The organism is Streptomyces sp. NPDC000348 (genome assembly GCF_042898795.1).
Lineage (GTDB): Bacteria > Actinomycetota > Actinomycetes > Streptomycetales > Streptomycetaceae > Streptomyces.
The window spans coordinates 92,406-118,182 of sequence record NZ_JBIAZD010000021.1; the positions used below are offsets into that span (position 1 = coordinate 92,406).

Annotated in this window: 19 protein-coding genes; 6 read left to right on the forward strand and 13 right to left on the reverse strand. The window is 72.2% G+C overall.

The features are described 5' to 3' along the window. Positions 1–71 precede the first annotated feature (71 nt). Entirely contained in the window at positions 72–1,415 is a 1,344-nt protein-coding gene (locus tag ACFY3N_RS31165) for a UDP-glucose dehydrogenase family protein (RefSeq protein ID WP_390820132.1), read from the reverse strand. Positions 1,416–1,597: 182 nt separating this feature from the next. Between ACFY3N_RS31165 and ACFY3N_RS31170 the strand changes: the two genes are divergently transcribed. Next, positions 1,598–2,755, forward strand: coding sequence for an acyl-CoA dehydrogenase (locus tag ACFY3N_RS31170; protein WP_390820133.1), 1,158 nt, complete (start codon positions 1,598–1,600; stop codon positions 2,753–2,755). Between the two features lie 73 nt (positions 2,756–2,828). Here the strand turns inward: ACFY3N_RS31170 and ACFY3N_RS31175 are convergent, their stop codons facing one another. After that, positions 2,829–3,992, reverse strand: a complete 1,164-nt coding sequence (locus tag ACFY3N_RS31175) for a phosphatidylserine/phosphatidylglycerophosphate/cardiolipin synthase family protein (protein ID WP_390820134.1) — start codon at positions 3,990–3,992, stop codon at positions 2,829–2,831. Positions 3,993–4,230: 238 nt separating this feature from the next. Between ACFY3N_RS31175 and ACFY3N_RS31180 the strand changes: the two genes are divergently transcribed. Continuing rightward, complete coding sequence (locus tag ACFY3N_RS31180; RefSeq protein WP_390820135.1) at positions 4,231–4,596, forward strand: four-helix bundle copper-binding protein; 366 nt, start codon at positions 4,231–4,233, stop codon at positions 4,594–4,596. A gap of 48 nt (positions 4,597–4,644) precedes the next feature. Here the strand turns inward: ACFY3N_RS31180 and ACFY3N_RS31185 are convergent, their stop codons facing one another. Continuing rightward, positions 4,645–5,916 carry an LCP family protein gene (locus ACFY3N_RS31185; RefSeq protein WP_390820136.1) on the reverse strand — a complete coding sequence of 424 codons (1,272 nt, stop codon included), beginning with the start codon at positions 5,914–5,916 and terminating at the stop codon, positions 4,645–4,647. A 119-nt stretch (positions 5,917–6,035) separates the two neighbouring features. Here ACFY3N_RS31185 and ACFY3N_RS31190 point away from each other — a divergent pair, with 119 nt between their 5' ends. Next, the gene (locus ACFY3N_RS31190; protein WP_390820137.1) at positions 6,036–6,593 is read left to right on the forward strand and encodes an acyl-CoA thioesterase; all 558 of its coding nucleotides are present in this window, start codon (positions 6,036–6,038) and stop codon (positions 6,591–6,593) included. A gap of 184 nt (positions 6,594–6,777) precedes the next feature. Here the strand turns inward: ACFY3N_RS31190 and ACFY3N_RS31195 are convergent, their stop codons facing one another. After that, positions 6,778–8,139: an LCP family protein gene (locus tag ACFY3N_RS31195; protein WP_390820138.1), complete on the reverse strand. Its 1,362-nt coding sequence runs from the start codon at positions 8,137–8,139 to the stop codon at positions 6,778–6,780. Positions 8,140–8,381: 242 nt separating this feature from the next. Here ACFY3N_RS31195 and ACFY3N_RS31200 point away from each other — a divergent pair, with 242 nt between their 5' ends. Further along, positions 8,382–9,419 carry a glycosyltransferase family 2 protein gene (locus tag ACFY3N_RS31200; protein ID WP_390820139.1) on the forward strand — a complete coding sequence of 346 codons (1,038 nt, stop codon included), beginning with the start codon at positions 8,382–8,384 and terminating at the stop codon, positions 9,417–9,419. Between the two features lie 53 nt (positions 9,420–9,472). On the opposite strand, the gene ACFY3N_RS31205 is transcribed toward ACFY3N_RS31200, so the two are convergent. The 6 genes from ACFY3N_RS31205 to ACFY3N_RS31230 form a co-directional block, all read right to left on the reverse strand. Further along, a complete protein-coding gene (locus ACFY3N_RS31205) occupies positions 9,473–11,047 on the reverse strand; it encodes an LCP family protein (protein ID WP_390820168.1) in 1,575 nt (524 codons plus the stop codon). Positions 11,048–11,196: 149 nt separating this feature from the next. Continuing rightward, the gene (locus ACFY3N_RS31210; protein WP_390820140.1) at positions 11,197–12,930 is read right to left on the reverse strand and encodes an LCP family protein; all 1,734 of its coding nucleotides are present in this window, start codon (positions 12,928–12,930) and stop codon (positions 11,197–11,199) included. A gap of 202 nt (positions 12,931–13,132) precedes the next feature. After that, positions 13,133–14,815, reverse strand: a complete 1,683-nt coding sequence (locus ACFY3N_RS31215; RefSeq protein ID WP_390820141.1) for an LCP family protein — start codon at positions 14,813–14,815, stop codon at positions 13,133–13,135. 161 nt (positions 14,816–14,976) lie between these two features. Next, on the reverse strand, positions 14,977–16,716 hold the full coding sequence (locus tag ACFY3N_RS31220) for an LCP family protein (RefSeq protein ID WP_390820142.1): 1,740 nt from the start codon (positions 16,714–16,716) through the stop codon (positions 14,977–14,979). Positions 16,717–16,987: 271 nt separating this feature from the next. Further along, positions 16,988–18,181: an LCP family protein gene (locus ACFY3N_RS31225; protein ID WP_390820143.1), complete on the reverse strand. Its 1,194-nt coding sequence runs from the start codon at positions 18,179–18,181 to the stop codon at positions 16,988–16,990. Positions 18,182–18,497: 316 nt separating this feature from the next. Beyond that, entirely contained in the window at positions 18,498–19,259 is a 762-nt protein-coding gene (locus ACFY3N_RS31230) for a TIGR03089 family protein (RefSeq protein WP_390820144.1), read from the reverse strand. A 129-nt stretch (positions 19,260–19,388) separates the two neighbouring features. Here ACFY3N_RS31230 and ACFY3N_RS31235 point away from each other — a divergent pair, with 129 nt between their 5' ends. Then, the gene (locus ACFY3N_RS31235; RefSeq protein WP_390820145.1) at positions 19,389–20,867 is read left to right on the forward strand and encodes a peptidoglycan recognition protein; all 1,479 of its coding nucleotides are present in this window, start codon (positions 19,389–19,391) and stop codon (positions 20,865–20,867) included. 96 nt (positions 20,868–20,963) lie between these two features. Then, positions 20,964–22,046: a sugar phosphate nucleotidyltransferase gene (locus ACFY3N_RS31240; protein ID WP_390820146.1), complete on the forward strand. Its 1,083-nt coding sequence runs from the start codon at positions 20,964–20,966 to the stop codon at positions 22,044–22,046. Positions 22,047–22,454: 408 nt separating this feature from the next. Here the strand turns inward: ACFY3N_RS31240 and ACFY3N_RS31245 are convergent, their stop codons facing one another. From ACFY3N_RS31245 to cofD, 3 genes are read right to left on the reverse strand one after another with little or no spacing between them, the layout of a single operon-like run. After that, the gene (locus ACFY3N_RS31245) at positions 22,455–23,456 is read right to left on the reverse strand and encodes a DNA-3-methyladenine glycosylase family protein (RefSeq protein ID WP_390820147.1); all 1,002 of its coding nucleotides are present in this window, start codon (positions 23,454–23,456) and stop codon (positions 22,455–22,457) included. A gap of 53 nt (positions 23,457–23,509) precedes the next feature. After that, positions 23,510–24,811 carry a coenzyme F420-0:L-glutamate ligase gene (locus tag ACFY3N_RS31250; RefSeq protein ID WP_390820148.1) on the reverse strand — a complete coding sequence of 434 codons (1,302 nt, stop codon included), beginning with the start codon at positions 24,809–24,811 and terminating at the stop codon, positions 23,510–23,512. After that, positions 24,808–25,767 carry a 2-phospho-L-lactate transferase gene (gene cofD / locus ACFY3N_RS31255; protein WP_390820149.1) on the reverse strand — a complete coding sequence of 320 codons (960 nt, stop codon included), beginning with the start codon at positions 25,765–25,767 and terminating at the stop codon, positions 24,808–24,810. The genes ACFY3N_RS31250 and cofD overlap by 4 nt, the downstream gene beginning before the upstream one ends. Positions 25,768–25,777: the final 10 nt, after the last annotated feature.

The window sequence follows — 25,777 nt, forward strand, 5'->3', positions numbered from 1 at the left end:
GGTGGGGCAGAATGCAGCAGGACGCCGGTTCGGCCGACTGAGCCTCGGCCGAACCGGCGTCATTCGTTCCGTCAGGCGGTGGGGCGCCCCATCGCGCGGTAGCGCCAGCCGGCCCGCCGCCACACCTCCGGGTCGAGCGCGTTGCGCCCGTCGAGGACCAGCCGCTGTGCCGCCACCTCGCCCAGCGCCGCCGCGTCCAGCTCGCGGAACTCCCGCCACTCCGTCAGGTGCAGCACGACGTCCGCGCCGCGCACCGCCTCCAGCGCCGAGTCGGCGTACCCCAGGGTCGGGAAGAGGCTGCGGGCGTTGTCCATGCCCTTCGGGTCGTACACCGTGACCTGGCCGCCCTGGAGGTGGATCTGGCCGGCCACGTTCAGCGCCGGCGAGTCCCGGACGTCGTCCGAGTCCGGCTTGAAGGTCGCGCCGAGCACCGCCACCCGCCTGCCCAGGAACGACCCGCCGCCCAGCGCCTGTCTCGTCAGCTCCACCATCCGGCCGCGCTGCCGCATGTTGATCGAGTCGATCTCCCGCAGGAACGTCAGCGCCTGGTCCGCGCCCAGCTCACCGGCGCGCGCCATGAACGCCCGGATGTCCTTCGGCAGGCAGCCGCCGCCGAAACCGATCCCGGCCCGCAGGAACTTCGCGCCGATCCGGTCGTCGTAGCCGATGGCCTCCGCCAGCTTGGCGACGTCACCGTCCGCGGCCTCGCACACCTCGGCCATCGCGTTGATGAACGAGATCTTGGTGGCCAGGAAGGAGTTCGCCGAGGTCTTCACCAGCTCCGCGGTCGCGAAGTCGGTCACCACGAACGGCGAGCCCTCCTCGATCGGCGTGGCGTACACCTCCCGCAGCACCTTCTCCGCCCGCTCGCTGCGCACGCCCACCACCAGCCGGTCCGGGTGCAGGGTGTCCTCGACGGCGAAGCCCTCGCGCAGGAACTCCGGGTTCCACGCCAGTTCCGCGTCCTCCCCGGCCGGGGCGTGCTCGGCCAGGTAGGCGGCCAGCCGGTCGGCCGAGCCGACGGGCACCGTCGACTTGCCCACGACCAGCGCGGGACCCTTCAGGTGCGGTGCGAGCGAGGCGATCGCGGAGTCGACGTACGACATGTCGCAGGCGTACTCGCCGTGCCGCTGCGGGGTGTTCACGCACACGAAGTGGACGTCGCCGAACTCGCCGGCCTCGGCCCAGTCCATCGTGAACCGCAGCCGTCCGCTGGACCCCTCGATCCCGGCCACGTGCCTGCGCAGCAGCTCCTCGAGTCCCGGCTCGTACATCGGGACCTCACCGCGCCGGAGCTTGTCGATCTTCTCCGGTACGACATCGAGGCCCAGCACCTCGAACCCCAGCTCCGCCATGGCCGCCGCGTGGGTCGCACCGAGATAACCGGTGCCGATCACGGTGATCTTGAGGGCCATGAGTGCTCCAGGGGATGTGCGGCATGCAGTGCGGGCCTGAGCATAACCGGGGGCCCGGGGCCGCCACCGGCGGGCTGTCACCCAGCTCACCTATCCACGAACGCCGGTGAAGGCATAAAATTTGAGTTACTTAACGGTAGTTAGCGTGACCAGCATCGCAGCGTTTTGGAGCGTGAGAGACCTTGGCCGGATCGGCTGACTTCGACCTGTACCGCCCGTCCGAGGAGCACGACATGCTCCGTGACGCCGTCCGCGCGCTGGCCGAGGCGAAGATCGCGCCGTACGCCGCCGCGGTCGACGAGGAGGCCCGCTTCCCCCGGGAGGCCCTGGACGCGCTGACCGCGAACGACCTGCACGCCGTCCACGTCCCCGAGGAGTACGGCGGCGCCGGCGCGGACGCCCTCGCCACGGTGATCGTGATCGAGGAGGTGGCCCGCGTCTGCGCCTCCTCCTCCCTCATCCCGGCCGTCAACAAGCTGGGCTCGCTGCCGGTGATCCTCTCCGGCTCCGAGGCGCTGAAGAAGAAGTACCTGACCCCGCTCGCCAAGGGCGACGGCATGTTCTCGTACTGCCTGTCCGAGCCCGACGCCGGCTCCGACGCGGCCGGCATGAAGACCCGGGCGGTCCGCGACGGCGACACCTGGGTCCTCAACGGCGTGAAGCGCTGGATCACCAACGCCGGCGAGTCCGAGTACTACACGGTGATGGCGGTCACCGACCCCACCAAGCGCTCCAAGGGCATCTCCGCCTTCGTCGTGGAGAAGTCCGACGAAGGCGTCTCCTTCGGCGCCCCGGAGAAGAAGCTCGGCATCAAGGGCTCCCCGACCCGCGAGGTCTACCTCGACAACGTCCGCATCCCCGCCGACCGCATGATCGGCGAGGAGGGCACCGGCTTCGCCACCGCGATGAGGACGCTGGACCACACCCGCATCACCATCGCCGCCCAGGCCCTCGGCATCGCCCAGGGCGCCCTCGACTACGCCAAGGGCTACGTCACCGAGCGCAAGCAGTTCGGCAAGCCGATCGCCGACTTCCAGGGCGTCCAGTTCATGCTCGCCGACATGGCCATGAAGATCGAGGCCGCCCGCCAGCTCACCTACGCGGCCGCCGCCAAGTCCGAGCGCGGCGACAGCGACCTCACCTTCCAGGGCGCCGCCGCCAAGTGCTTCGCCTCCGACGTCGCCATGGAGGTCACCACCGACGCCGTCCAGCTCCTCGGCGGCTACGGCTACACCCGCGACTACCCGGTCGAGCGCATGATGCGCGACGCCAAGATCACCCAGATTTATGAGGGCACGAACCAGGTCCAGCGGATCGTGATGGCCAGGAACCTGCCGTAACGGCCGGCGGGCCGACGGGTGAAGGGCGTCCGCGGGCCGGGCGCCCTTCGTTCCTCCCGGCCGCCGCGCGCCGTCACAGGAAGCGGCGGATCGGGGTGACCGAGGCCTCGGCGAGGCGTGCGGTCAGGGGGCGGCGCCGCCAGCGTTCCGGGTCGATGGGCTCGCTCAGCTTGCGGTCGGCGTCGAAGTCGGCGTCCAGCGCGGCGGTGAAGTCCTCGTCGAGGACGGCCAGCATGACCTCCTCGTCGTGCTCCAGGGAGCGGCGGTTGAAGTTGGTGGAGCCGATGAGGGAGCAGACGCCGTCCACGGTGATGATCTTCGTGTGCAGCATGGTCGGCTGGTACTCCCGCACGTCCACGCCCGCATCGACCAGGGTCTGGTAGTGCTGCCGTCCGGCCAGCAGGCAGGCCCGCTGGTCGGTGTACGGGCCGGGCAGCAGGATCTCGACCCGCACCCCCCGGCGGGCGGCGTCGGCCAGGAGGTCGATGAAGTAGGCGTCCGGGGCGAAGTAGGCGGTGGACAGCCGGAAGCGCTCCCGCGCCGAGGTGATCACGACGCGCAGCAGCGTCTGCATGTCCTGCCAGCCGAAGCTCGCCGAGCCCCGCACGACCTGGACCGTGGCCCGCCCCGGCTGCTCCTGCGCGGTGAAGCGGTCGTGCTCGTCGTACAGGTCGTCGTGGCACTCGGCCCAGTTCTGGGCGAAGGCCGCGGCGATCCCGTCCACGGCGGGACCCCGGACCCGTACGTGGGTGTCGCGCCACTCGTCGGGTCCGCGGGCGTCGCCGCACCACTCCTCGGCGATGCCGACGCCCCCGGTGAAGGCGGTGTGCTCGTCGGTCACCAGGACCTTGCGGTGGCAGCGGTGGTTCTGCCGCATCGGCGACAGCCGGGTGGGCTTGCGGAACCAGGCCACCTGGACGCCGGCGTCGTCCATGGCGTCCAGCAGGTCCGGCTCGATCTCCTTGGCGCCGAAGCCGTCCAGCAGCAGCCGCACCCGGACCCCCGAGCGCGCCCGCTCGGCCAGGGCGTCGGCGAACTCCCGCGCTATGTCGCCGCGCCAGTACACGAACGTCATCATGTCGACGGTGTGCTCCGCGGCGCGGATCGCCTCCAGCATCGCGGGGAAGATCTGGTCGCCGTTGCGCAGCGGCACCAGTTCGTTGCCCTCGGTCGCGGCGATGCCGATGAGCCGCTCCAGCCGTCTGCGCAGCCGCTGTCGCTCCGCCTGTGGTGTCACGTGTGCTCTCCTCCCCTTGGCCGCTCGTCCCGCCCCCGTGGCGTGGCCGGTGCGCTCCGGCCGCGCCCCACCTCTTTTTGCCGCTGCCGGAGGTTCCACGCAGGCATCCCGTGTGTCCTGCCCGACAGTGGAGCGGGGCGGCGGGTTGTCCCGTCTCCTGTGGTGCTCATGGGGCCGGGGGCGTAGGACGGAGGGGCGAGGGCCGGGAAGCGGTCCCCGCCGTCCCCCGGGAGGAACCATGACCCAGCAGCAGCCGACCATGGAACCGATGAGCAAGGAGATGCAGGACTGCGTCCAGGCGTGCATGGCCTGCCACGGTGTGTGCGAGGAGACCATGAGCTCCTGTCTGCAGATGGGCGGCCAGGCCCAGATGCGGATCATGCGGGCGCTCATGGACTGTTCGGAGATGACCCGCATGTGCGCGGACATGATGATGCGCCGCTCGCCGCTGGCGAACGAGATGTGCATGATGTGCGCGCAGGCCTGCGACATGTGCGCCGAGGCGTGCATGTCCATGCCGGACGACGAGAGGATGACGCGCTGCGCCGAGTCCTGTCGCCGCTGCTCCGAGATGTGCCGCGCCATGGCGGGCGCCACGATGTGACGCCTCCGGACGCAGGTGTGGGCACCCCGCGGGGTGCCCACGACCGGTTCAGTTGCCCTTGACGGTGACCTTTTCGTCCTTGTTCAGCTCGCTCACCAGCTGCTTCACCTTCGCCTTGTCCCAGAGCAGGTTGCCGCCGGTGGAGCCCGCGATCGGCATGTTCATGGACGTGCCCTCGCCGCCGCTGACGCCCTTCATCGACCAGAACATGTCGGCGAGGTCGAACAGGCCCATGTCCTTGTCGACGATCAGGGAGTCCAGGCCGGCGCCCATGGTCGGGTAGAGCGTGAAGGGGTTGAGGACCGTGCCCGGCGTGGCCACCTGGTTGGCGAGGGCGGAGAGGAACTTCTGCTGGTTCTTCGTGCGGTCCAGGTCGGAGCCGGCCAGCGCGTAGCGGGTGCGGACGAAGGCGAGGGCCTCCTCGCCGTTCAGGGTCTGCTTGCCCTTCTTGAGGTCGGCGCCGGACTTGGTGTCCTTGATGTCCTGCGGGATGTCCATCTCGACGCCGCCGACCGCGTCCACGATGTTCGCGAAGCCGGCGAAGCCGATCTCCACGTAGTGGTCGATGTGCAGGCCGGTGTTGAACTCGACCGTGCGGACCAGCAGTTCGGGCCCGTCCTCGGCGTAGGCGGCGTTGAGCTTCACCTGCCGGCCGGTCCCCTGGTAGGTCTTGCCCGACTCGGAGCCCACGAAGGACGGGATCTCGACGTTGGAGTCCCGGGGCAGCGAGATCAGGGTGGGGCCGTTGTCGCCGGTGTGCAGGATCATCATCGAGTCCGTGCGCTTGCCGTCGGCGGACCCGGTGTGGAGCTTCTTCTTGTCCTCGTCGGTCATGCCCTCGCGGCTGTCGGAGCCGACGATGAGGTAGTTGGTGCCCTCGCCCTTCTCGGGCCGCTCGATCACCTTCGACAGGTCGACCTCGCGGTTGAGCTTGGAGTCGGCCCAGAAGTACGTGCCGACGGTCGTCACGACCAGCACCGTCCCCACGGTGATCGCCGTCCACTTGATGCGGCGGCGCCAGTCCGGCGCGGGGCGCTGCGGGCCGTGGCCGGCACCGCCCGGCCCGGCGGGTCCGCCGCCGCCGGGCGTGCCGTAGACCTGGCCGGTGTTGTAGCCGCTGTCGTAGCCGCCGCTGCCGTGGCCGTCCACGTACGACGGCTGCTGCGGGACGCCGCCGTGCGCGCCCTGCCCGGGAGGGGCCGCCGGGCCGCGGCGGACCTGCCGCATGACGCGGGCGCCCTCGGGCTGTGCGCTCGCGCTGCCGCGTCCGTAGCGTCCGCCGCGGTTGTCGTCGGGCCGTGCCTCGGGCCAATCAGTCATGGAAGACAGTGTGCAGGTCCCTGCTGTGCGCCATACAAGGGACGTCGGAAAATCAGGTCACCGCTGTTGCGAAGCTGACACAAATTCCGCAGGCGCGACCTCGGCATAAGGTGGAGGCCATGACAGAACAGGCCCCTGCCGCAAGCGTGGAGAGTCCGGACATCCCGGGCAAGCCCACCTCGGCGTCCCGGACGACCCTCAGCCACATCATGACCCACAACGACACCAACCTCCTGGGCACGGTGCACGGCGGGGTGATCATGAAGCTGGTCGACGACGCCGCGGGCGCCGTCGCCGGACGGCACTCCGGGGGGCCCGCCGTCACGGCCTCCATGGACGAGATGGCCTTTCTGGAGCCGGTCCGCGTCGGTGACCTGGTCCATGTGAAGGCCCAGGTCAACTGGACGGGGCGGTCCTCCATGGAGGTCGGGGTGCGGGTGCTGGCCGAGCGCTGGAACGAGTCCACGCCGTCCACCCAGGTCGGCTCGGCCTACCTCGTCTTCGCGGCCGTCGACGCCGACGGCAGGCCGCGCCGGGTGCCGCCGGTGATACCGGAGACCGAGCGGGACAGGCGCCGCCACCAGGAGGCCCAGATCCGCCGCACCCACCGTCTGGCCCGCCGCCGGGCGATCATGGAACTGCGGGAGAAGCGGGCCGCCGAGGGCTTCGAGGACTAGGCCCTGTCGTCGGACTCCCGTCTGCCGCGCGACGCCGTGCACGCGCTCTCGCCGCACCGGGCCCCGACCCGAGTGCATCCGGTACGAGGGTCGGGGCCCGGCACGCCGGGAGCACGCACCCGACGCCGTGCGGCCCGCCCTCCGGGCGGTCGGCGGGAGTCCGACGACAGGACCCGGGCGCGGGTCAGGAGCAGCCCACCTCGTCGCCCCGCACCACCCCGAACTCGCCCTGCCCCGGGTCCTGCGCCCGCACCTTGCGGACCTTCTCGAAATCGGAGCCCGCGATCACCTTCAGCGTGGCGCCCTGGCCCCTCACCGCGCGCAGCTCGCTGCCGGGAAGGGCCGTCGCGAGGGACTTCGCGGAGCGGTCCCAGCGGGGGTCGTAGGAGACGACCGTCCGTTTCACGTCCTGCTCCGCCGCGTTGACCGGGGCGCGGGTGGTGGCGAAGCCGGTCGCCGCCAGCGCGGCGTCCACCCGCCGGCCGAGGCCCGCGGTGCGGGTGCCGTTCTCGACCTGGACGCGGATCTGCCGGGGATCCACCGGGACGCGGAGCGCCGCGCCGGGGGTGCGGTGCGCGGAGAGCGGCTCGTCCCTGCGCAGCGCGTCGAAGATGCGCCCGGACTTCTCGGGGTCCCACTTCAGCGTCGAGCCGATGCCCTTCACGGCGTACCCCGTCCGCGCGATCGGCACGGTGGTGAACTCGGAGGAGGAGGGCGAGAAGTTCCGCATCGCCCGGCCGAGGTCCAGGAGTTCACCGGTGCCGAAGCCCTCGTCGGCGCGGACCGAGCCGAGCACCGCCCGGGTCACGTCCCGGAACCTCAGCGGGTTCAGCAGGATCCCGGAGGAGGTGACCCGGTCCACCAGGGCCGCCATGAAGCGCTGCTGGCGCCTCATCCGGCTGAGGTCGGCGGCGCCGTCGACGTGCCGGGCCCGGACGTACTGCAGGGCCCGGCCGCCTCCGAGGGTGTGCCGGCCGGCCGGCAGGTCGAGTCCGGTGTGACTGTCCTTCAGCGGCTCGCCGGTGCAGATCTCCACGCCGCCGACCACGTCCACGGTCTTCATGAAACTGGTGAAGTCGACCTCAAGGTAGTGGTCGATCTTCACCCGGGTCATCCTCTCGACCGTGCGCACGGTCAGCCGCGGCCCGCCCTCGGCGTACGCCGCGTTCAGCCTGACCGGGTGCCCCTTGTGCCGCTCGCCGCTCACGCGGTCGGTGTGCGGGGGCGTCACGGCGTACGAGTCGCGGGGCAGGCCGACCACGCTGGCGCGGTCCCGGTCCTCCGAGACGTGCACGATCATGATCGTGTCGGTGCAGTGGCAGGGCGCCCCGCCGAGCCGGTACCTCTTCCGCTCCCGGGCGCCGATCCTCTCCCGGCCGTCGGTGCCGACCAGCAGGATGTTCATGCCGTGACCGGCCTCCGGCCGGTTCTTCATGTCGCGGAACGGGTCGACCCGGGCGATGTCCTCGTCGAGGCCGCTCATCACCGCGTGCCCGATCCCGGCGCAGGCGAGCACCACGACCGACAGCGTGGTGACGGTGCGCACGACCCAGCGCGGCCTCCCCCGCGGTGGTACGGGCGGCCGCGGGCTCCTGCGGGGCGGCCGCGGGGGACGCTGCGGTGCGGTGCGGGGCCGGGAGGACCGCGGCGGCGTGGGCAAGGGGGACACCTCCGGACGACGGCCGTGCGTGGGACCGTGAGCACGGTAGGCCGATACGATCTGCGGCCCGGCGCATCGCCCCCGGCGCGCGCGTCGGTGTCATCCGTTCGCGGTAACGTGAGCCCCCTATGAACGCCAATCCCGACGTGCGGCTCCCCGCCGTTTCCGTGATCATGCCCGTCCTCAACGAGGAGCGGCATCTGCGCGGCGCCGTCCGCGCGATCCTCGCCCAGGAGTACGCCGGCGAGATGGAGGTCGTGATCGCCCTCGGTCCGTCCACGGACCGCACGGACGAGATCGCCGCCGAGCTCGTGGCCGAGGACCCGAGGGTGCACACCGTGCCCAATCCGACCGGCCGCACCCCGGCCGCCCTCAACGCGGCGATCAAGGCCTCGCGCCATCCGGTCGTGGTCCGCGTCGACGGGCACGGGATGCTCTCCCCGAACTACATCGCGACCGCCGTGCGGCTCCTGGAGGAGACCGGCGCGCAGAACGTCGGCGGCATCATGCACGCCGAGGGGGAGAACGACTGGGAGCACGCCGTCGCGGCCGCGATGACCTCGAAGATAGGTGTGGGCAACGCCGCGTTCCACACCGGCGGCCGGGCGGGCGCCGCCGAGACGGTCTACCTGGGGGTGTTCCGGCGCGAGGCGCTGGAGCAGCAGGGCGGGTACAACGTGGAGTTCATCCGCGCCCAGGACTGGGAGCTGAACTTCCGCATACGTGAGGCCGGCGGGCTGATCTGGTTCTCGCCGGAGCTGAAGGTGTCGTACCGGCCCCGGCCGAGCGTGCGGGCGCTGGCCAAGCAGTACAAGGACTACGGCCGCTGGCGGCACGTCGTGGCCCGCTACCACTCCGGTTCCATCAACCTGCGCTACCTGGCCCCGCCGGCCGCGGTGTGCGCGATCGCGGCCGGGACCGTGGTGGGCGCCGCGCTGACGCCGTGGGGCTTCGTGGTGCCCGGCGGTTACCTCGCGGCGATCGCGCTGGGATCCGTCCCGGCCGGCCGGGGACTGCCGCTCAAGGCGCGGCTGCAGATCCCGGTGGCGCTGGCCACCATGCACATGTCGTGGGGCTGGGGCTTCCTGACCAGCCCGAAGTCGCTGGCGCGCAAGGTGATCGCGAGCCGCCGCCCCGCGGTCCGCGCGGACGCCGCCTCGCACTGACCGGACGCCACCACGGGCCCCTCTCCCCCGCGGAGAGGGGCCCGTCGCCGTTCTCACCAGGTGAAGGCGGGGTTCACCTTCATGCAGGCCCCGTCGTCCGCGCCGTTGAGCGCCTCGGCGGTCTCCGGGACCTCGTCGTCCTCCTCCGGGGCCCGGTACGTGGTGCCCTCGCGCCAGTCCGCGCCCACCACGAGCGTGACCCCGGAGACGTCGGTCGACCTGCGCACCGCGTCCGGCTCGAGCCCCAGGGCCTCGGCGACCGCCTCGGCGTCGCCCTCCAGGTCCGCGCTCGGGTAGCGGACGACGGTCGTCTTCTCGCTCGGGGACCCGCCCGGGTCGGCGACCGCCTTGGCGAACCCCTTGTCCACGAGCAGCTCCGCCACCTCGCCGGCCCGTTCGCGCACCGCGCCCAGCGTGTCGGTGCGGGTGCCGTTCCGCACCAGGACCGCGATCTCGGCGTCCTCGGCCGCCGGGTCGTCCGGGGTCCGGTCCTCCTGCGCCGGGGCGGTCTTCTCCTTCGTGTCCTCGCCGTCCAGGGAGATGTCCTCGCGCACCAGCCGGAAGAGCTGCTCGGCGTCCTCCGTGGGCTCCACCCGGGCGCCCACGTACCGGTTCGGCATGGTGGTCATGGTGATGCGCTTCGGCTCCACCTTCCGCAGCTCGGTGCTGAGGTCGTAGAGCTTCTTGACCGAGTCCAGGCCCGGGTCGACCGTGAGCGCCTCGGTGGCCTTCTCGGCGAGCCTGCGCAGCTTGTTCGGGTTGCTCAGGGTGGCGTTCTCGCGCAGCTCCCGGACCATCGAGTTCATGTACATGTGCTGGGCCTTGGCCCGGGCCAGGTCGCTGCCGTCCTCGAAGCCGTAACGGGTGCGCAGCCACTGCAGGGCCTGCTCGCCCTTGACCGGGTGGGTGCCCTTCTCCAGCTTCAGGCCGGAACCGTGGCCCTGGCCGTCGCGCGAGTGGATGTTGGCGTCGACGCACACCGGGACACCGCCGACGGCGTCCGCCATCGACACGACACCCGCGAAGTCGACCATGAGGAAGTGGTCGATGTGGATGCCGGTGAGCTCCTGCCAGGTGGCGACCGTGCAGCCCGGACCGCCGTGGCCGAGGCTCTGGTTGGTCATCACCCGGCCGTCGCTCGCCGGGTACACCGTGCCGTCGTCGGGGTCGGTGCACTTCGGGATCTGCACGAGGGTGTCCCGCGGCATGCTGACGACCGACATGTTGCTGCGGTCGGCGGACAGGTGCACCAGCATCTGGACGTCCGCCAGCGGGGTGGAGCCGAACGTCTCCCGGGCGCCGCCGAGTTCCTGGTTCTCCTTGCTGTCCCGCGCGTCGGAGCCGATGAGCAGGATGTTCAGCGGGGTCTGGCCCGCGGCGTTCGGCGTCGGCTCCGGGACCTTCGTGTCACCGAGGTTGAGCTCCTGCTGCTCGATGTTGGCGTTGAGGTGCCGGTAGTAGAGGTAACCGGCGCCGGCCGCGCCCGTTATCAGCACCGCCAGCACCATCGCCGACCAGCGGAGCACCCGGTGCTTGCGCGGCGCTCTGCGCCCGTCACCCGGGCCCTCGCCGCTCCCGTCCTCGCGGGCGGCTTCGTCCTCGGCGGCCGGTACGGCCTCCTGCACCATGTCCTGCGTCAACTTCCACGTCCTCCCCAGCCCTTGGGGCCTGCCCGGCGGATCACGACGGACAGGCTCCAACGCCCCTGGCGCCCACGGCACGGGCCCGTCGTACGTCCTGGAGACAGACGACGGGCCCGTGAGGTTGCGCTACCGCCTCAACTGGCGCACTGAACTTTGTCGGCCGTGGACTTCTCCACCTCGGGCGTCTCGATCGACGTGGCGTCGAGTTTGACCCCGGCGCCCTTGAAGTCCTTGCCGAGGGTGAGGGTCATGGCGGGCAGGCCCTGGGAGTTGATGACGCTTTCGCCGGGTTTCATGGCGGATCCGGACAGGCCGAGGATGTCGGCGAGGCGGCGGGCCTGGTCGGCCTGGTCGGGGTCGTACTCGAGGGTGGTCTTCTTGACGTCCTCGGGTGCGTTGCCGGCGTTCTCGGACTTGGTGACGCCGGCCTTGATCTGGAGGTAGTTGAGTTCCTGCTGGGCGCTGTCGGCGGGGGCGCCGCCGTTGAGGATGCGGACGCGGACCTCGGAGGCGTCGGACTTGGGGCCCTTCAGACGGGCGGCGACCGCGGCGGCCTCCTTCTTCTTCTCCGCCTTCTCCTTCTTCTCGACCTCGGTGAAGGAGACGTCGTTCGCGATCATCTCGAAGACCCGGGGCGCCTGCGTCTCGTTGGGGACGACCGTCGCCTTGACCTTCTCGGCCGGGTTGTCGACCACCGGCACCGTCAGGAACGTGATGTTCTTCGGCGGCACCTTCTTCAGCTCCAGGGCGATGTCCTTGAGCGTGCCCACCGTGCCGATGGCGCTGTCCACGGTGAGCGCCTTGGTCGCGGCCTCGGCCAGACCGACCAGCTTGGTGGGGCTGGTGAGGGTGTCGCTGGAGGACATCTGCCGCATCAGGGAGCCCAGGAACTGCTGCTGCACCTTGATGCGGTCCAGGTCGCCCTCGTTGCCGAAGGAATGCCGGGTGCGGAGGAAGGCCAGGGCCTGCTCGCCCTCGATCTCGGACTCGCCCGCGGGCAGCTTCAGATGGGACTTCGGGTCGTCGACGGCGTGCTCCACGCAGACCTTCACCCCGCCGACCGCCGTGGTCAGCGTCTTGACCGCGTTGAAGTCGGCCATCATGAAGTGGTGGGGCTGGATGCCGGTCGCCTCCTTCACCGTGCGCATGGTGCAGCCGGCGTCCCGGCCGTCCTGGCCGAGGCTCGTGTTGAACCGGACGCCGACGGAGCCGGGGACGATCTTCTCCGTCCCGTCCTCCTGCGTGGTCGGGCAGTCGGGGATGTCGACGATCATGTCGCGCGGGATGCTGAGCGCGGTCGCGTTGGAGCGGTCCTCGGAGACGTGCAGCAGGATCGTGGTGTCCGCGTGGCCGGCGCTGCCCGCGTCGCCGTAGCCCTCGTTGCCCGCACCGGTGCGCTTGTCGGTGCCGATGATGAGGATGTTGAAGGCCTCGTCCTTCTTGAAGCTGCTGCTGCCCGCGTTGCCCACGTCGGTCGTCGTGACGTTGCCCTCGAGGTGCTTGAGGTAGAGGTAGCCGCCGACGCCGGTCGCGAGCACGGCGAAGGCCAGGGTGCCGCTGGTCCACAGCAGCACCTTCCTGCCCCGTGACTTCTTCTTCGCGGGCTTACGTCCGCGCCGTCCGGGTACAGGTTCCTCGGGCGCCGTACGGCGTCGCCGCTGGGGCGGGACCTCACGGCCGGGCGCGGCCGTACGACGGCCCCGCGCACCGTCGGCGGTGTCACGGCGGGCGGACCTGCGCGGGCCCGGAACGGCCGGCTCCGGTGCGCCGTTGGGCAGGCGCAGTTCGTATTCGCCGGTACGCGGATTCAGTACCCACTGGTCTGCGGGATCGACGTCGTCTGCCCGCCCACGTCCTTGCGCGTCCACGGTTTTCCCATCCTCCGTCAGGGCCACGCGGCGCCTGCTCCGAAGGCGCACGGTAAAGGTCAGCAAGTGCACTGCGCCAGAGCGGACCTCATGGCGGGGGCACGGGGGTGCTCACACTATCTGCCAAGTTGAGCGTCGAACGGTACAGGTGACGTATCCGACGTTCCCACTCCCGGCGCAAGTGCTCGTATATACCGACTTCCTACCATCGGTAGGGCTTGTACACGTCCATGCATGCGCCCGTCTCCGATCCGTTCAGGGCGTCGCTGCTGTCGGGCAGGTCCCCTGCCTCCGGCTTCCTCTGCCGCGGGTACAACGCGCCCGACCGCCAGTCCGCTCCGACGTCGACCGTGACCCCGGTCACATCCGTCGACTTGCGCGTCGCGCTCGCCGGAATGCCCAGCGCCTCGGCGACCCGGCGGGCGTCCTCGGCCGACTCGTCGCCCGGATAACGGACGACGGTGCGCTGCCCGGAGAGCGCCGCCGAGGTGTCCGCCCTCGCCCTGCCGAATCCCTGTTCCGCCAACGTCCGGGCGACGGCGCGCGCACGGCCGTCGACCGGTCCGAGCGTGGTGGACCGGGTGGCGTTCCGCACCAGGACGTCGATGCCGGCGGCTTCGGCGGCTTCGGAGGTCTCGGCGGCCTCGGAGGCCGAGTCGCCCGGCGGCTCCGCGGAGGCCTTCGCGGAGCCGCCGGCGGTGCTCCCGCCGCCGTCCTTGCCGCCGTTGTCGTCGAAGGGCACGTCGTCGCGGAGCATCGCCCACATCCGCTCGGCGTCGTCACCGGCCGGAAGCAGGTGGTTCGCGTTCTCGGGGTCCGCGACGGTGGGCATCGTCGTCATGGTGATGCGGTTCGAGGGAACCGTCTTGAGCTGCGTACCGAGGTCGAACAGCTTCTTGACCGTGCCGATCTCCTCGGACACCACCAGGGACTTCGTGGCCGCCTCGGCCAGGTCCATCAGCCTGCCGGTGTCGGTGAAGACGTTCTGGTCCCGCAGGGTGCGCATCGCCGAGTTCATGTACATGCGCTGCGCCCGGGTCCGCAGCACGTCGCTGCCCCAGGCGTGGCGGGTGCGCAGCCACTGCAGCGCCTGTTCGCCCTCGACCTTCTTCGACCCGGCCCTCATCTTCAGCCCCGAGCCGCCGGGCACCCCGGGCAACGGGCGGTCCCACACGTTCTGGTTCACGCAGACCTCGACCCCGCCGATGGCGTCGGCCATCCGCACCACGCCCGCGAAGTCGATGGTCATCCAGTGGTCGATGTAGACGCCGGTGAGGTTCTCCCAGGTGGCCAGGGTGCAGCCGGCTCCGCCGCGGCCGAGCGACTCGTTGATGATCGTCTCGGTCGCCGGATAGGCCGTACCGGTCTTCGGGTCGGTGCACTCGGGGATGTCGACCCGGGTGTCCCGCGGGATGCTCACCACCGCGGCGCTCCTGCGGTCCGCCGCCAGGTGGATCAGCATCTGCACGTCGCCCAGCGGCACGCTGTCGCGGTGGTCCTTGCCGCCGCCCAGCGCCACGTTCGCGTCGGAGGCGCGGCTGTCGGAGCCGATCAGCAGGATGTTCAGGGGGGTCTGGCCGGCGGCGTTCGGCCCGGTCCTGCGGGCCTTGGAGTCGCCGCTGCTGCGCTCGCCCTTCTCGATGTTGCCGTTCAGGTGCCGGTAGTAGAGGTATCCGGCGCCGGCCGTGCCGAGTATCAGGACCGACAGCGTGACCGCGGACCATCTGAGCACGCGGTGCCGCCGCCGGGGCCGTCTGCCGTGACCGCGCCCCGTGCCTGCCCCGCCGCTCCCGCTGGCCCCGCCGTCCCCGTCGAACGCGCCGTCCCCGTCGGGCCGGACCGCGTCCGCCCGCGCTCCCTCTCCCCGCACACCGCTGTGTGTCATGCCCTTCTCCCCGCCCTCGCTCCCGCGGACGTGCCCGCGCCCGGCTCCTCCGCGCAGTCGGACACGCACTGTCCCCCATGGCTGTACGACCGTGCCGGTGGACCGGTTGCCCCCGGGCCGTAACAGGCTCGTCCTGTAGGACGCGTGACGGGCCGCTCAGGTCACTTGGCGCACTGGACCTTGTCCGCCGTGGACTTCTGGACGCCCTCCGGAGCCTCCGCGGACGTGGCGTCGAGTTTGACCCCGGCGCCCTTGAAGTCCTTGCCGAGGGTGAGGGTCATGGCGGGCAGGCCCTGGGAGTTGATGACGCTTTCGCCGGGTTTCATGGCGGATCCGGACAGGCCGAGGATGTCGGCGAGGCGGCGGGCCTGGTCGGCCTGGTCGGGGTCGTACTCGAGGGTGGTCTTCTTGACGTCCTCGGGTGCGTTGCCGGCGTTCTCGGACTTGGTGACGCCGGCCTTGATCTGGAGGTAGTTGAGTTCCTGCTGGGCGCTGTCGGCGGGGGCGCCGCCGTTGAGGATGCGGACGCGGACCTCGGAGGCGTCGGACTTGGGGCCCTCGAGGCGGGCGGCGACCGCGGCGGCCTCCTTCTTCTTCTCCGCCTTCTCCTTCTTCTCGACCTCGGTGAAGGAGACGTCGTTCTTGATCATCTCGAAGACCTGCCGGGCGGGCGTCTCCCTGAGGACGACCGTCGCCTTGACCTTCTCGGCCGGGTTGTCGTCCACCGGCACCGTGGCGAAGGTCAGGTTCTTGGTGTCGAGCTTGCCCAGCTCCAGACCGAGGTCCTTCAGCTTGCCGATGCTGTTCAGCTGGGAGTCGACGGTCAGCGCCTCGGTGCCCGCCTCGGCGAGCTTCAGCATCTTGGACGGGCTGGTGAGCGTGTCGTTCGACTTCAGCTTGCGCATCAGCGCGCTGAGGAACTGCTGCTGGATCTCGATCCGGCTGAGGTCGCCGCCGAAGCCCACCGAGTGCCGGGTGCGCACGAAGGCCAGCGCCTGCTCGCCCTCGATGGTGTGCGTGCCCGCCGACAGCTTCAGGTGCGAGTCCGGGTCGTCGATGTCCTTGGCCAGGCAGACCTCGACCCCGTCGACGGCCGTGGTCAGCGTCTTGACCGCGTTGAAGTCGGCCACCATGAAGTTGTCGGGGGTGACGCCGGTCAGCTCGGTGACGGTCCGCATGGTGCAGCTGGGCGTACGGCCGTCCTGGCCGAGGCTCGTGTTGAACCGGACGCCGACGGAGCCGGGGATGATCTTCTCCGTCCCGTCCTCCTGCGTGGTCGGGCAGTCGGGGATGTCGACGATCAGGTCGCGCGGGATGCTGAGCGCGGTCGCGTTGGAGCGGTCCTTGGAGACGTGCAGCAGGATCGTGGTGTCCGCGTGGCCGGCGCTGCCCGCGTCGCCGTAGCCGTCGTTGCCGGCGCCGGTGCGCTTGTCGGTGCCGATCAGCAGGATGTTGATGGCCTTGTCCTTCTGGAAGCCACCGGTGCCGGCGCCGTCGTCCGGGAGGGACTTGATGTTGTCGTTGAGGTGCTCCAGGTAGAGGTAGCCGCCGACGCCGGTCGCGAGCACGGCGAAGGCCAGGGTGCCGCCGGTCCACAGCAGCACCTTCCTGCCCCGTGACTTCTTCTTCTTCGCGGGCTTGCGTCCGCGCCGTCCGGGTACAGGTTCCTCGGGCGCCGTACGGCGTCGCCGCTGGGGCGGGACCTCACGGCCGGGCGCGGCCGTACGACGGCCCCGCGCGCCGTCGGCGGTGTCGCCCGGGGCGGGCCTGCGCGGGCCCGGGACGGTCGGCTGCGGTGCGGAAGGGGGCAGTCGCAGTTCGTATTCGCCGGTGTGCGGATTCAGCACCCACTGGTCCGCGGGATCGACGTTCTCCACCCGCTCACGGCCTTGCGCGTCCACGATTGTCCGAAACCTCCGTCGGGGCCACGCGGTGCGTCCTCCCCTCCAGACGCCCGGTCTCGCTCTTCCCGGTGCGCGCTCCTCCTCGCGGCGGGACCTCGTGGGCACCGGCGCACCGGACCGTCACATTAACCGCCCGGTTCGCCGCGGGGCGACGGCGGCCTCGCATTCTCAGATTCCTTACAGCGGGCAATGCATGCGTTTCCCGAACCAAGGGGCCATTGTTCCGGCCGGGTTCCGCGCCGGTCCTGTGCCGGTCCCGGAGTCCGCCTCACCCGCAGAGGTCCTCGGCGGCGGAGTTGCCGGAGAACGTGGGCGCCGGAGAGGCGCCGCCGGGGCCGCCGTCCGGTGCGGAATCCCGCGCGGCCGGCGCGATCGTCACGGGTCCGTCCGTGCGCAGCCGGGTGAACAGCTCTTCCGCCGCGGGCTGCGCGAGCTGGTCACGATTGACGTCCCCGGCGTACGGCTCCCTGGGGACGGTCAGGAATCGCACCCGTTCCGTGGGGATCTCGCGCAGCCCGCGCGCGAGTTCGTACAGGCCCCGCAGGTTCGCCAGTCCCGGATCGGTGGTGAGCGAGGAGGTGGCCGCGTCCAGGACGGGATACAGCTTCACCGGGTTCAGCAGGACGTCGTTGCCGCTCACCTTGTTGACGAGTGCGCCGAGGAAGCGCTGCTGCCGCTCCATACGGCTGGTGTCGCTGCCGTCGCCCAGGGTCTTGCGGGCGCGGACGTAACCGAGCGCCTGCTCCCCGTCCAGCGTCACCCGGCCCGCCGGCAGTCTCAGCTCGGCGTCCTCGTCGTCGACGGGCTCGCGCAGGCACACCTCGACCCCGCCCACCGCGTCGACCATGTCCTTGAAGCCGTCGAAGTCGACGACGACGTGGTGGTCGACGCGGATGTCCGTGAGCTTCTCCACCGTGCGGATGGTGCAGGCCGAACCGCCCACTGCGAAGGCGGAGTTGAACATCGTGAACACCGGCTCGGAACGCGACCCGTCGGGGCGGCGGCAGCCGGGCACGTCCACCATCAGGTCCCGGGGGACGGACACCGCGGTGGCGCTGCGCCGGCCCGCCGACAGGTGCAGCAGGATCACGGTGTCCGAACGCTCCGTCCCCGCGTCCCGCCCGTAGCGGGCGTTCTCGTCCCCGGAGCGCGAGTCCGAGCCGATCAGCAGGATGTTCCGGGCGTCCTTGACGAGCGACGTGGGCCGTTCCTCCTCGAACCGCGCGAGTTCGGCGGCCGCCGCCTCGTCCGGGGTGATGTTCCCCTCCAGCTTCACGTACACCGCCCACCCGGCGCCCGCGGCCGCGAGCAGCACGACGGCGCCGGCGAGCCCGGTACCACGCGCCCAGCGCCGCCGCCGGCGCCGGGCCCGCCCCCGCCCGCTCGCCGAGGAGCCCGTCCCCGGGCCGAGGGCACGGCCGCCCTCCGGCTGCGCGGAGGACGCGCCTGCGGTGTCGCTCATGACCGGGTCCATCCCTCACTGCGTACGGCGTGCGGTGGTGCCGCTGCGTACGACGATGACCCGGGACGGCGGTCCGGGGCGGGTGGTGGTGCGCCGGACGGGGGAGGGGCCGGGGCGGACGGGGGGTGTCGCGGGGGGACCGGTTCGGTGGTGGACGGGGGGTGTCGCGGGGGGACCGGTTCGGTGGTGGACGGGGATGTGGGCCCGCGGGTGAGCGGGGTGGTGGCGGGTGGTGGGAGGCAGGGGCCGGGGGCGGGGTGATCGCGTCGGTGGGGCGACGGTTCCCGGGGGCGCGGGCCGCCGGCGGCGCCTTCCGTCAGCGGGCGATGACCGTCACCCGTTCGCTCTCCACCCGCTTGTCCAGGGCGCCGCCCCCGAGACGGTCCAGGTTCCGGCACAGCACCACGGAGCCACCGGTCGCCAGCGGCCCGTACAGGCCCGTGTTCAGGCCCTCCCAGGTGTCGTACGGCCGACCCGACAGGATCCGCGAGCCCGGCCCGGTCAGACCGAGCTCCGGCGCCTCGGCCCGGGCCCGCTCGACCACCTCCGCCCCGGTGAACTCCCGGCCCGCCACGATCAACGCCGGCTCCTCGGGGTCGACGGGCGCGTACGGCACGAAGCGGTCGCCCTGCCCCGGTACCTCGACGGCGTAGTCGGCGAAGCCCTCCGGCGGTTGCGGGAAGCGCCCGCCGAGCGGCCTGAGCGCCAGCGCGATCCTGGACCCCGAGCAGGCCCGCGCGGCCGCCAGCGACTCCGGCTCCGGACCGCTCACGGCCACGTCCGCCGCCGCCGGGTTCCCGGCCATGTCCGCGACCGCGCCCACCGACGCGCACGCCAGCAGCCAGACCGCCGTCTGCCAGTGCGCGGGCAGCAGCAGGGCCACCCGGTCGCCGGGTTCCACGGACAGTTCGTCCTGGAGGAGGTTGGCGGTCTTGGCCACCCAATTGGCGAAGGTGGCCACGGACAATTCGACGCGTTCGCCCGTGGCGTCGTCGTAGAAGGTCACCAGGGGGCGTCCCGGGTCCGCGGCCAGCGCGGAACTCAGCAGGTCGGCAGGGGTGCGGTCGGTGGCGTTCACCCGCGCAAGCGTACGCGGACCCGTCCGTGCGCACCGCCCGCCGGGGGCACCGGTTCGGGGGAACGGGCTCCGACAGGCCGTCAACTTCCCGATGGACAGATTTGTCTGACTATGTCCAAGCTCAGGGGCATGCGTGGAATTCTTGCTTCCTCAATCGGTGTCACCTGCGCCGCCGCCCTCGCCCTCCCGCTCGCTCCGCCCGCCACCGCGGCGGACGCGAGACCGGTGCCGACGGCGGAAGCGGCCACGCGCGCAGCGGTGACGGCCCGGCCCGACGTACCCGGCAGCACCCAGTCGCTGCCCCTGGGACGTCTCGCCCGTGACCGTGCCTCCGGCGCCGCCGTCCTCGGCCTCGCCCCGCGGGCGGTACGGCCCTTCTCCCTCCTCGGCGTCGTCTGGGACGACCCCGCCGCCGAACTCCACGGCCGCGTCCAGGTCCGCACCCGGGCGGCCGGCACCGGCGCCTGGTCCGGCTGGCGGGACGTCGAGACGCACTACGCCGACCACGCGGCCGATCCGGGCACCGCGGAGGGCGCCGCGGACGGGGTCCGCGGCGCCACGGCGCCGCTGTGGGTGGGGGAGTCGGACGGGGTGGAGATCCGGGTTCGGCCGGAGCCCGGCGAGGGCGGGGCCGGTGAGGGCGGGGCCGGTGAGGGCGGGGCCGGTGAGGGCGGGGCCGAGGAGAACGGGGTGGATGAGTCGGAGGTCGGTCAGTCCGGGGTCCGTGAGGCCGGGCTCGGTGAGCCCGAGGGCGGAGGGGCCGGTGACCACGCGGTGCTGCCCTCCGGGCTGCGGCTCGAGCTCGTCGACCCGGGGGACGAGGCACCGGAGGGCCCGCGCACCGGCGTCATGAGCGCCGGGGCGACCGCCGCCTCCGCGGCCAACTCCGCACTCGCGCCGCTCGGCACCCTGGAGATCCCCGCGCTGAACGGCGAGCAGACCCGGCAGGAGCACCTCACCCTGAACGGAGCCGAACTGACCGAGCGGCAGCGGGCCAAGCCGTACATCGGGCCGCGCCCCGCCATCGTCACCCGGCGCGGCTGGGGGGCCGACGAGAGCCTGCGGGGGAAGCGGTTCGTGTACACCGGCAAGGTCAAGGCGGCCTTCGTGCACCACACCGCCTCCGGCAACACCTACGCGTGCTCGCAGGCCCCCGCGCTCGTCCGCGGGTTCTACCGCTATCACGTGCGGAGCCTGGGCTGGCGGGACATCGGTTACAACTTCCTCGTCGACAAGTGCGGCAGGATCTACGAGGGCCGGGCCGGGGGAGTGGCGGAGCCGGTCAAGGGGGCCCACACCATGGGCTTCAACACCAACACCACGGGCATCGCGGTGATCGGGTCCTACGGGTCCAAGAAGCCGTCCTCCTCCGCCGTGAAGGCCGTCGCCCGGCTCGCCGCGTGGAAACTCGGACTGCACGGGATGAATCCGAAGGCCAAGACATATCTGAAGTCCGCCGGTGGCAATCTCTACCGAAAAGGTAAGAAGGTACGACTGAATGTGATCTCCGGTCACCGGGACGGTTTCAACACCTCGTGCCCAGGGGGGAAGCTGTACAAGAAGCTCGGCACCGCGCGTTCCACGGCGGCTCGTTACCAGGGCCGCTGAGGCGGGCCGGGCGCTCCTTCCTGCCGGAGACGGTCTGCATACACTGGCCGGCCGAAAGACAGTTCGGCCGGTCCCGGCAGGAAGCAGAGACGACAGGTGACAGAAGCGATCCTCCTGGTCGGCGGCAAGGGCACGCGGCTGCGGCCGCTCACGGTGCACACGCCCAAGCCCATGGTCCCGGCGGCCGGGGTGCCCTTCCTCACGCACCAGTTGGCGAGAGCGAGAGCGGCGGGCGTCGAGCACATCGTCCTGGCCACGTCCTATCTGGCCGAGGTCTTCGAGCCGTACTTCGGCGACGGGGCGGCCCTCGGGCTGCACATCGAGTACGTGACGGAGGAGGAGCCGCTCGGTACGGGCGGAGCGATCCGCAACGTCGCGTCCCGGCTGCACTCGGGGCCGGACGAGCCGGTGCTGGTCTTCAACGGGGACATCCTGACGGGACTGGACATCCGGGCGCTGGTGCGGACGCACGAGACGACCGGAGCGGATGTCTCGCTGCACCTGACGAAGGTGACGGATCCGCGGGCGTACGGGCTGGTGCCGACGGACGAGTCGGGGCGGGTGCGGGCGTTCCTGGAGAAGCCGCAGACGCCGGAGGAGATCGTCACCGACCAGATCAACGCGGGGGCGTACGTCTTCCGCCGGTCGGTGATCGACACGATCCCGGCGGGGCGGGTGGTGTCGGTGGAGCGGGAGACGTTCCCGGGGCTGCTGGAGGCGGGGGCGCATCTGCAGGGGATGGTCGACTCCACGTACTGGCTGGACCTCGGGACGCCGGCGGCCTTCGTGCGGGGCTCGGCGGATCTGGTGCTGGGCCGTGCGCCGTCGCCGGCGGTGCCCGGGCGCTGCGGGGACCGGCTGGTGCTCCCCACGGCGACCGTGGCGCCGGACGCGAAGCTGGCGGGCGGGACGGTGGTGGGCGAGGGCGCGTTCGTGGCGGAGGGCGCGCGCGTCTTCGGCAGCACGATCCTGCCGGGGGCGGTGATCGAGCCGGGCGCGGTCGTCACGGACTCGCTGATCGGTACGCGGGCACGGGTGGGCGAACACTCGGTCCTCACCGGCACGGTCATAGGCGACGGCGCGGTCATCGGCCCCCGCAACGAACTCCGCGAGGGCGTCCGCGTCTGGTGCGACGCGACGATCCCAGCGGGCGCCCTCCGCTTCTCCTCGGACCAGTAACGCCTGCGGTTTCGGCGGGGGTGCGGGCCTTGTGCCTGCGGCGCAGCGCGTCGGTCCGGTGGGGGGTGGGCGGGCGTAGCGCCCACTGTCCGGTGGGTGGGGCGGGGCCGGGTCGGGGGTGTCCGTCCTCGGACCGGCGCGGAATCGGCCCGCTGGAGGGGGTGCGGGGTGCGGACGCGCCGGCCACTGCGGGCGGCCACCCCCGCCCCGACCCCTTCCGTGGACCGCGGGCAGTCGTGCCGCTGGGGCGGCACGGGTGGGCGCGACGGCACCCCGCAAGCGCCGGGCTGCGCGGACACCCCCCGGCCCACACTCACGCGCGGGCGCCCCCATGACGCACCGGGCCGCGCAGCCCCACCCCCGGCCCACCCCCACGCGAGGCACCCCGAACACCGGCCCGGCCGAACCTCAAAGCCGCCCGATGTCCCCGTACGGCATCCGCGGCGCCCGCCGCCCCGGCACCTTCCCGCTCAGCAGAATCAACCGCGCCGCCCGATGCCGCTGCCCCGCGTACGGCTCCAGCAGCGACAGCATCACCGCGTCATCCGCATACCGGTCCCCCGCGAGCGCCCACCCCACGATCCCCGGCAGATGCAGATCCCCCACGGTCACCGCGTCCACCGCCCCGTGACTCCGCTGCACCGTCTCCGCCGACGTCCACGGCCCGATCCCCGGCACCAGCTCCCACCGCGCCCGCGCCGCCTCCGGAGGCATCCCCACCGCCTCCTCCAGCCGCGCGGCGACCCGCACCGCCCGCAGAACCGTCGACGCCCGCTTGTCGTCGACCCCGGCCCGGTGCCACTCCCAGGAGGGAATCAGCGCCCACGTCCGCGGCGCCGGCATCACCGACATCCGCTCCGGCGCGGGCCCGGGCGCCGGCTCCCCGTACTTCCGTACCAGCAGCCGCCACGCCCGGTACGCCTCACCCGTCGTGACCTTCTGCTCCAGGATCGACGGGATCAGCGACTCCAGCACCAGCCCGGTCCGCGTCAGCCGCAGTCCCGGACGCCGGTGCCGGGTCAGCGCCAGCAGTTTGTGCCGGGGCACGAAGGCGGACGGATCGTCGGCGGCACCGAGCAGCTCCGGCAGCCCGTCCAGGAGCCAGTCGGCGCCCGGCCCCCACGCCTCGCCCCGGATCCCGTCGGACCCCCCCGTCACCCGGAGCGTCCCCGGACCCGCCGGCGTCAGGCTGGCCCGCCACACGGAACCGTCCGGCAGCGCCCGGAACGTCGGATCACCCGGTCCTCGTCGCAGCGGCCCGAGGACCAGCCCGAGGTCCAGGGGCCCCTCCGGCACCCACGTCCGCACGCGGGCCGCAGCCGGTGTCCTGCGGGGGGATCCCCCGGTCACGGCGACATGCCCGCCGCGCACCGTCGTACGAGTCGGGCGGGGGGCGAAACGTCCTGCCACGAGAGATCCCAGGGGTGGAAGTGAACCGGGCCCCTATGAGGGTAGGCGCAGGCTCACCGCACCTCGATGAAACCGTCCGCGTCCCGCTCCGGGCGCGGGCGCGGGTCCTCCGCCGGGTGGCCGACCGCCACCGCGCCCATCGGGTCCCAGTCCGCCGGCAGGTCCAGGACCTCGCGGACCACCTCGCGGCAGAACATCGTCGACGACACCCACGCCGAACCCAGCCGCTCCCCGGCCAGCGCGACCAGGAAGTTCTGCACGCCGGCGCCCGCGGCGACCACGAACATCTCCCGCTCCGCGCCGTCCCGCCGCGCGTCCCCGTAGGTGTGCGAGCCGTCCATGACCAGACAGGGGACGACCAGATACGGCGCGTTGCGCAGGACGTCGCCGCGGCGGACGCGCTTGGCGATCGACTCCTCCGCCTTGCCGTCGCGGCGCAGGTCCGCGATCCACGCCTCGCGCATGGCGTCCAGGAGACGGGTGCGGGACCCGGGCGACTCCAGCAGCACGAACCGCCACGGCGTGGTGTGGTGCGGGGCCGGTGCCGTCAGCGCCGCCGCCACCGCGCGGCGTACGGATCCGGGGTCGACCGGCTCGTCCGTGAAGGCCCGCACCGTACGGCGCCGGGTCACCGCCTGGCGTACCGCCTCGGACGTGCCGAGGCGGAACATGTCGTCGCGCGCGCCGCGGACCATCGCCCGCGCGCCCTCGCCGTCGTCGGCCGCCACCACGTGCGGCAGCCCGCGGACCACGGCCACCGGGAGGCCGGACGCCTTGCCCTTGACCAGGTCGCCCGCCGCGGCGAGCTCGTCGGCCGTGGCGACGACCGTGGCGCCGAGCGGATTGCCGTGCGCGTCGGTGCCGCCGCGCAGGTCGTCCAGCACCCGGACGCCCGCCGCGCCGATCGCGACGTCGGTCAGCCCCGCACGCCAGGGCCGGCCGAAGGTGTCGGTGACGATCACGCCGACCTCGACGCCGAGGGCGTCGCGCAGGCCCTCGCGTATCGCCCGCGCGGAGGCGTCCGGGTCCTCGGGCAGCAGCAGGACCGTACCGGCGGGGGTGTTGGAGGCGTCGACCCCGGCCGCGGCCATGATCAGGCCCTGCCGGTTCTCGACGATGCGCAGGGGGCCGCGCCGGGCCACCACGCGCACCGTCTCCGCGTCGATCGCGGCCTCCCGGTCCGTCGCCTCGACGATCCGGCCCTCCGCCTTGGAGACGATCTTCGAGGTGACGAGGAGGACGTCGCCGTCGGAGAGGTCCGGTGCGGCGGCCGCGATCAGCTTGGCCAGGTCGTCGCCCTCGCGGATCTCGGGCAGGCCCGCCACGGGCCAGACCCGGTAGCCCGTGCCGCTCATACCGCCCGGACCTCCTCCGCCAGCGTCAGCGCCTCCCGCGCCATCCGCGCGGCCGCGTCGACGTCGGTCATCATCAGCGGTACGGCCCGGCAGCGGATCCCGGCCGCCTCGACGCGCTCCACGCAGGCCGCGTCGACCGTGTCGACCAGCCAGCCGTCCAGCAGGCCCGAGCCGTAGTGCTCGGCCACCGCGGGGGCCGTGGACTCCACGCCGACGGCCGCCAGCACCTTGTCGGCCATGCCGCGCACGGGCGCGTCCCCGACGATCGGCGACAGGCCGATCACCGGCACGCCCGCGTCGGCGATCGCCTCCCGGATGCCGGGGACGGCGAGGATGGTGCCGACGGAGACCACGGGGTTGGACGGCGGGAAGAGGATCACGTCGGCCTCGGAGATCGCCTCCAGGACGCCCGGCGCCGGCTTCGCCTGCTCCGCGCCGACCGGCACGACCGCCTCGGCCGGCACCGAGGCCCGCAGCCGCACCCAGTACTCCTGGAAGTGGACCGCCTTGCGCTCGCCCTCCAGCTCGACGGCCACGTGCGTCTCCACGCGGTCGTCGGTCATCGGGATGAGGCGCACGCCGGGCTGCCAGCGGTCGCAGAGCGCCTCGGTCACCGCGCTGAGCGGGAACCCGGCGCCGAGCATCTGCGTCCGCACGATGTGCGTGGCGAAGTCCCGGTCGCCGAGCCCGAACCACTCCGGGCCGACGCCGTACGCCGCGAGCTCCTCCTTGAGGTGGAAGGTCTCGTCGGTCCGCCCCCAGCCCTGCTCCTCGTTGATGCCGCCGCCGAGCGTGTACATCACCGTGTCGAGGTCCGGGCAGACCTTCAGCCCGAAGAGGTGGATGTCGTCCCCGGTGTTGCCGATGACCGTGATGTCCGCGTCCGGCACGGCCCGCTTCAGACCGCGCAGGAAACGGGCACCGCCGATGCCGCCTGCCAGAACCACAATGCGCATGGGGCCATCC

Excerpts from the sequence above, each read along its gene's own strand:
- ACFY3N_RS31165 (WP_390820132.1), bottom strand. The coding sequence starts at position 1,415 with ATGGCCCTCAAGATCACCGTGATCGGCACCGGTTATCTCGGTGCGACC.
- ACFY3N_RS31180 (WP_390820135.1), top strand. The coding sequence starts at position 4,231 with ATGACCCAGCAGCAGCCGACCATGGAACCGATGAGCAAGGAGATGCAG.
- ACFY3N_RS31185 (WP_390820136.1), bottom strand. The coding sequence starts at position 5,916 with ATGACTGATTGGCCCGAGGCACGGCCCGACGACAACCGCGGCGGACGC.
- ACFY3N_RS31190 (WP_390820137.1), top strand. The coding sequence starts at position 6,036 with ATGACAGAACAGGCCCCTGCCGCAAGCGTGGAGAGTCCGGACATCCCG.
- ACFY3N_RS31200 (WP_390820139.1), top strand. The coding sequence starts at position 8,382 with ATGAACGCCAATCCCGACGTGCGGCTCCCCGCCGTTTCCGTGATCATG.
- ACFY3N_RS31205 (WP_390820168.1), bottom strand. The coding sequence starts at position 11,047 with ATGGTGCAGGAGGCCGTACCGGCCGCCGAGGACGAAGCCGCCCGCGAG.
- ACFY3N_RS31215 (WP_390820141.1), bottom strand. The coding sequence starts at position 14,815 with ATGACACACAGCGGTGTGCGGGGAGAGGGAGCGCGGGCGGACGCGGTC.
- ACFY3N_RS31225 (WP_390820143.1), bottom strand. The coding sequence starts at position 18,181 with ATGAGCGACACCGCAGGCGCGTCCTCCGCGCAGCCGGAGGGCGGCCGT.
- ACFY3N_RS31235 (WP_390820145.1), top strand. The coding sequence starts at position 19,389 with ATGCGTGGAATTCTTGCTTCCTCAATCGGTGTCACCTGCGCCGCCGCC.
- ACFY3N_RS31250 (WP_390820148.1), bottom strand. The coding sequence starts at position 24,811 with ATGAGCGGCACGGGCTACCGGGTCTGGCCCGTGGCGGGCCTGCCCGAG.
- cofD (WP_390820149.1), bottom strand. The coding sequence starts at position 25,767 with ATGCGCATTGTGGTTCTGGCAGGCGGCATCGGCGGTGCCCGTTTCCTG.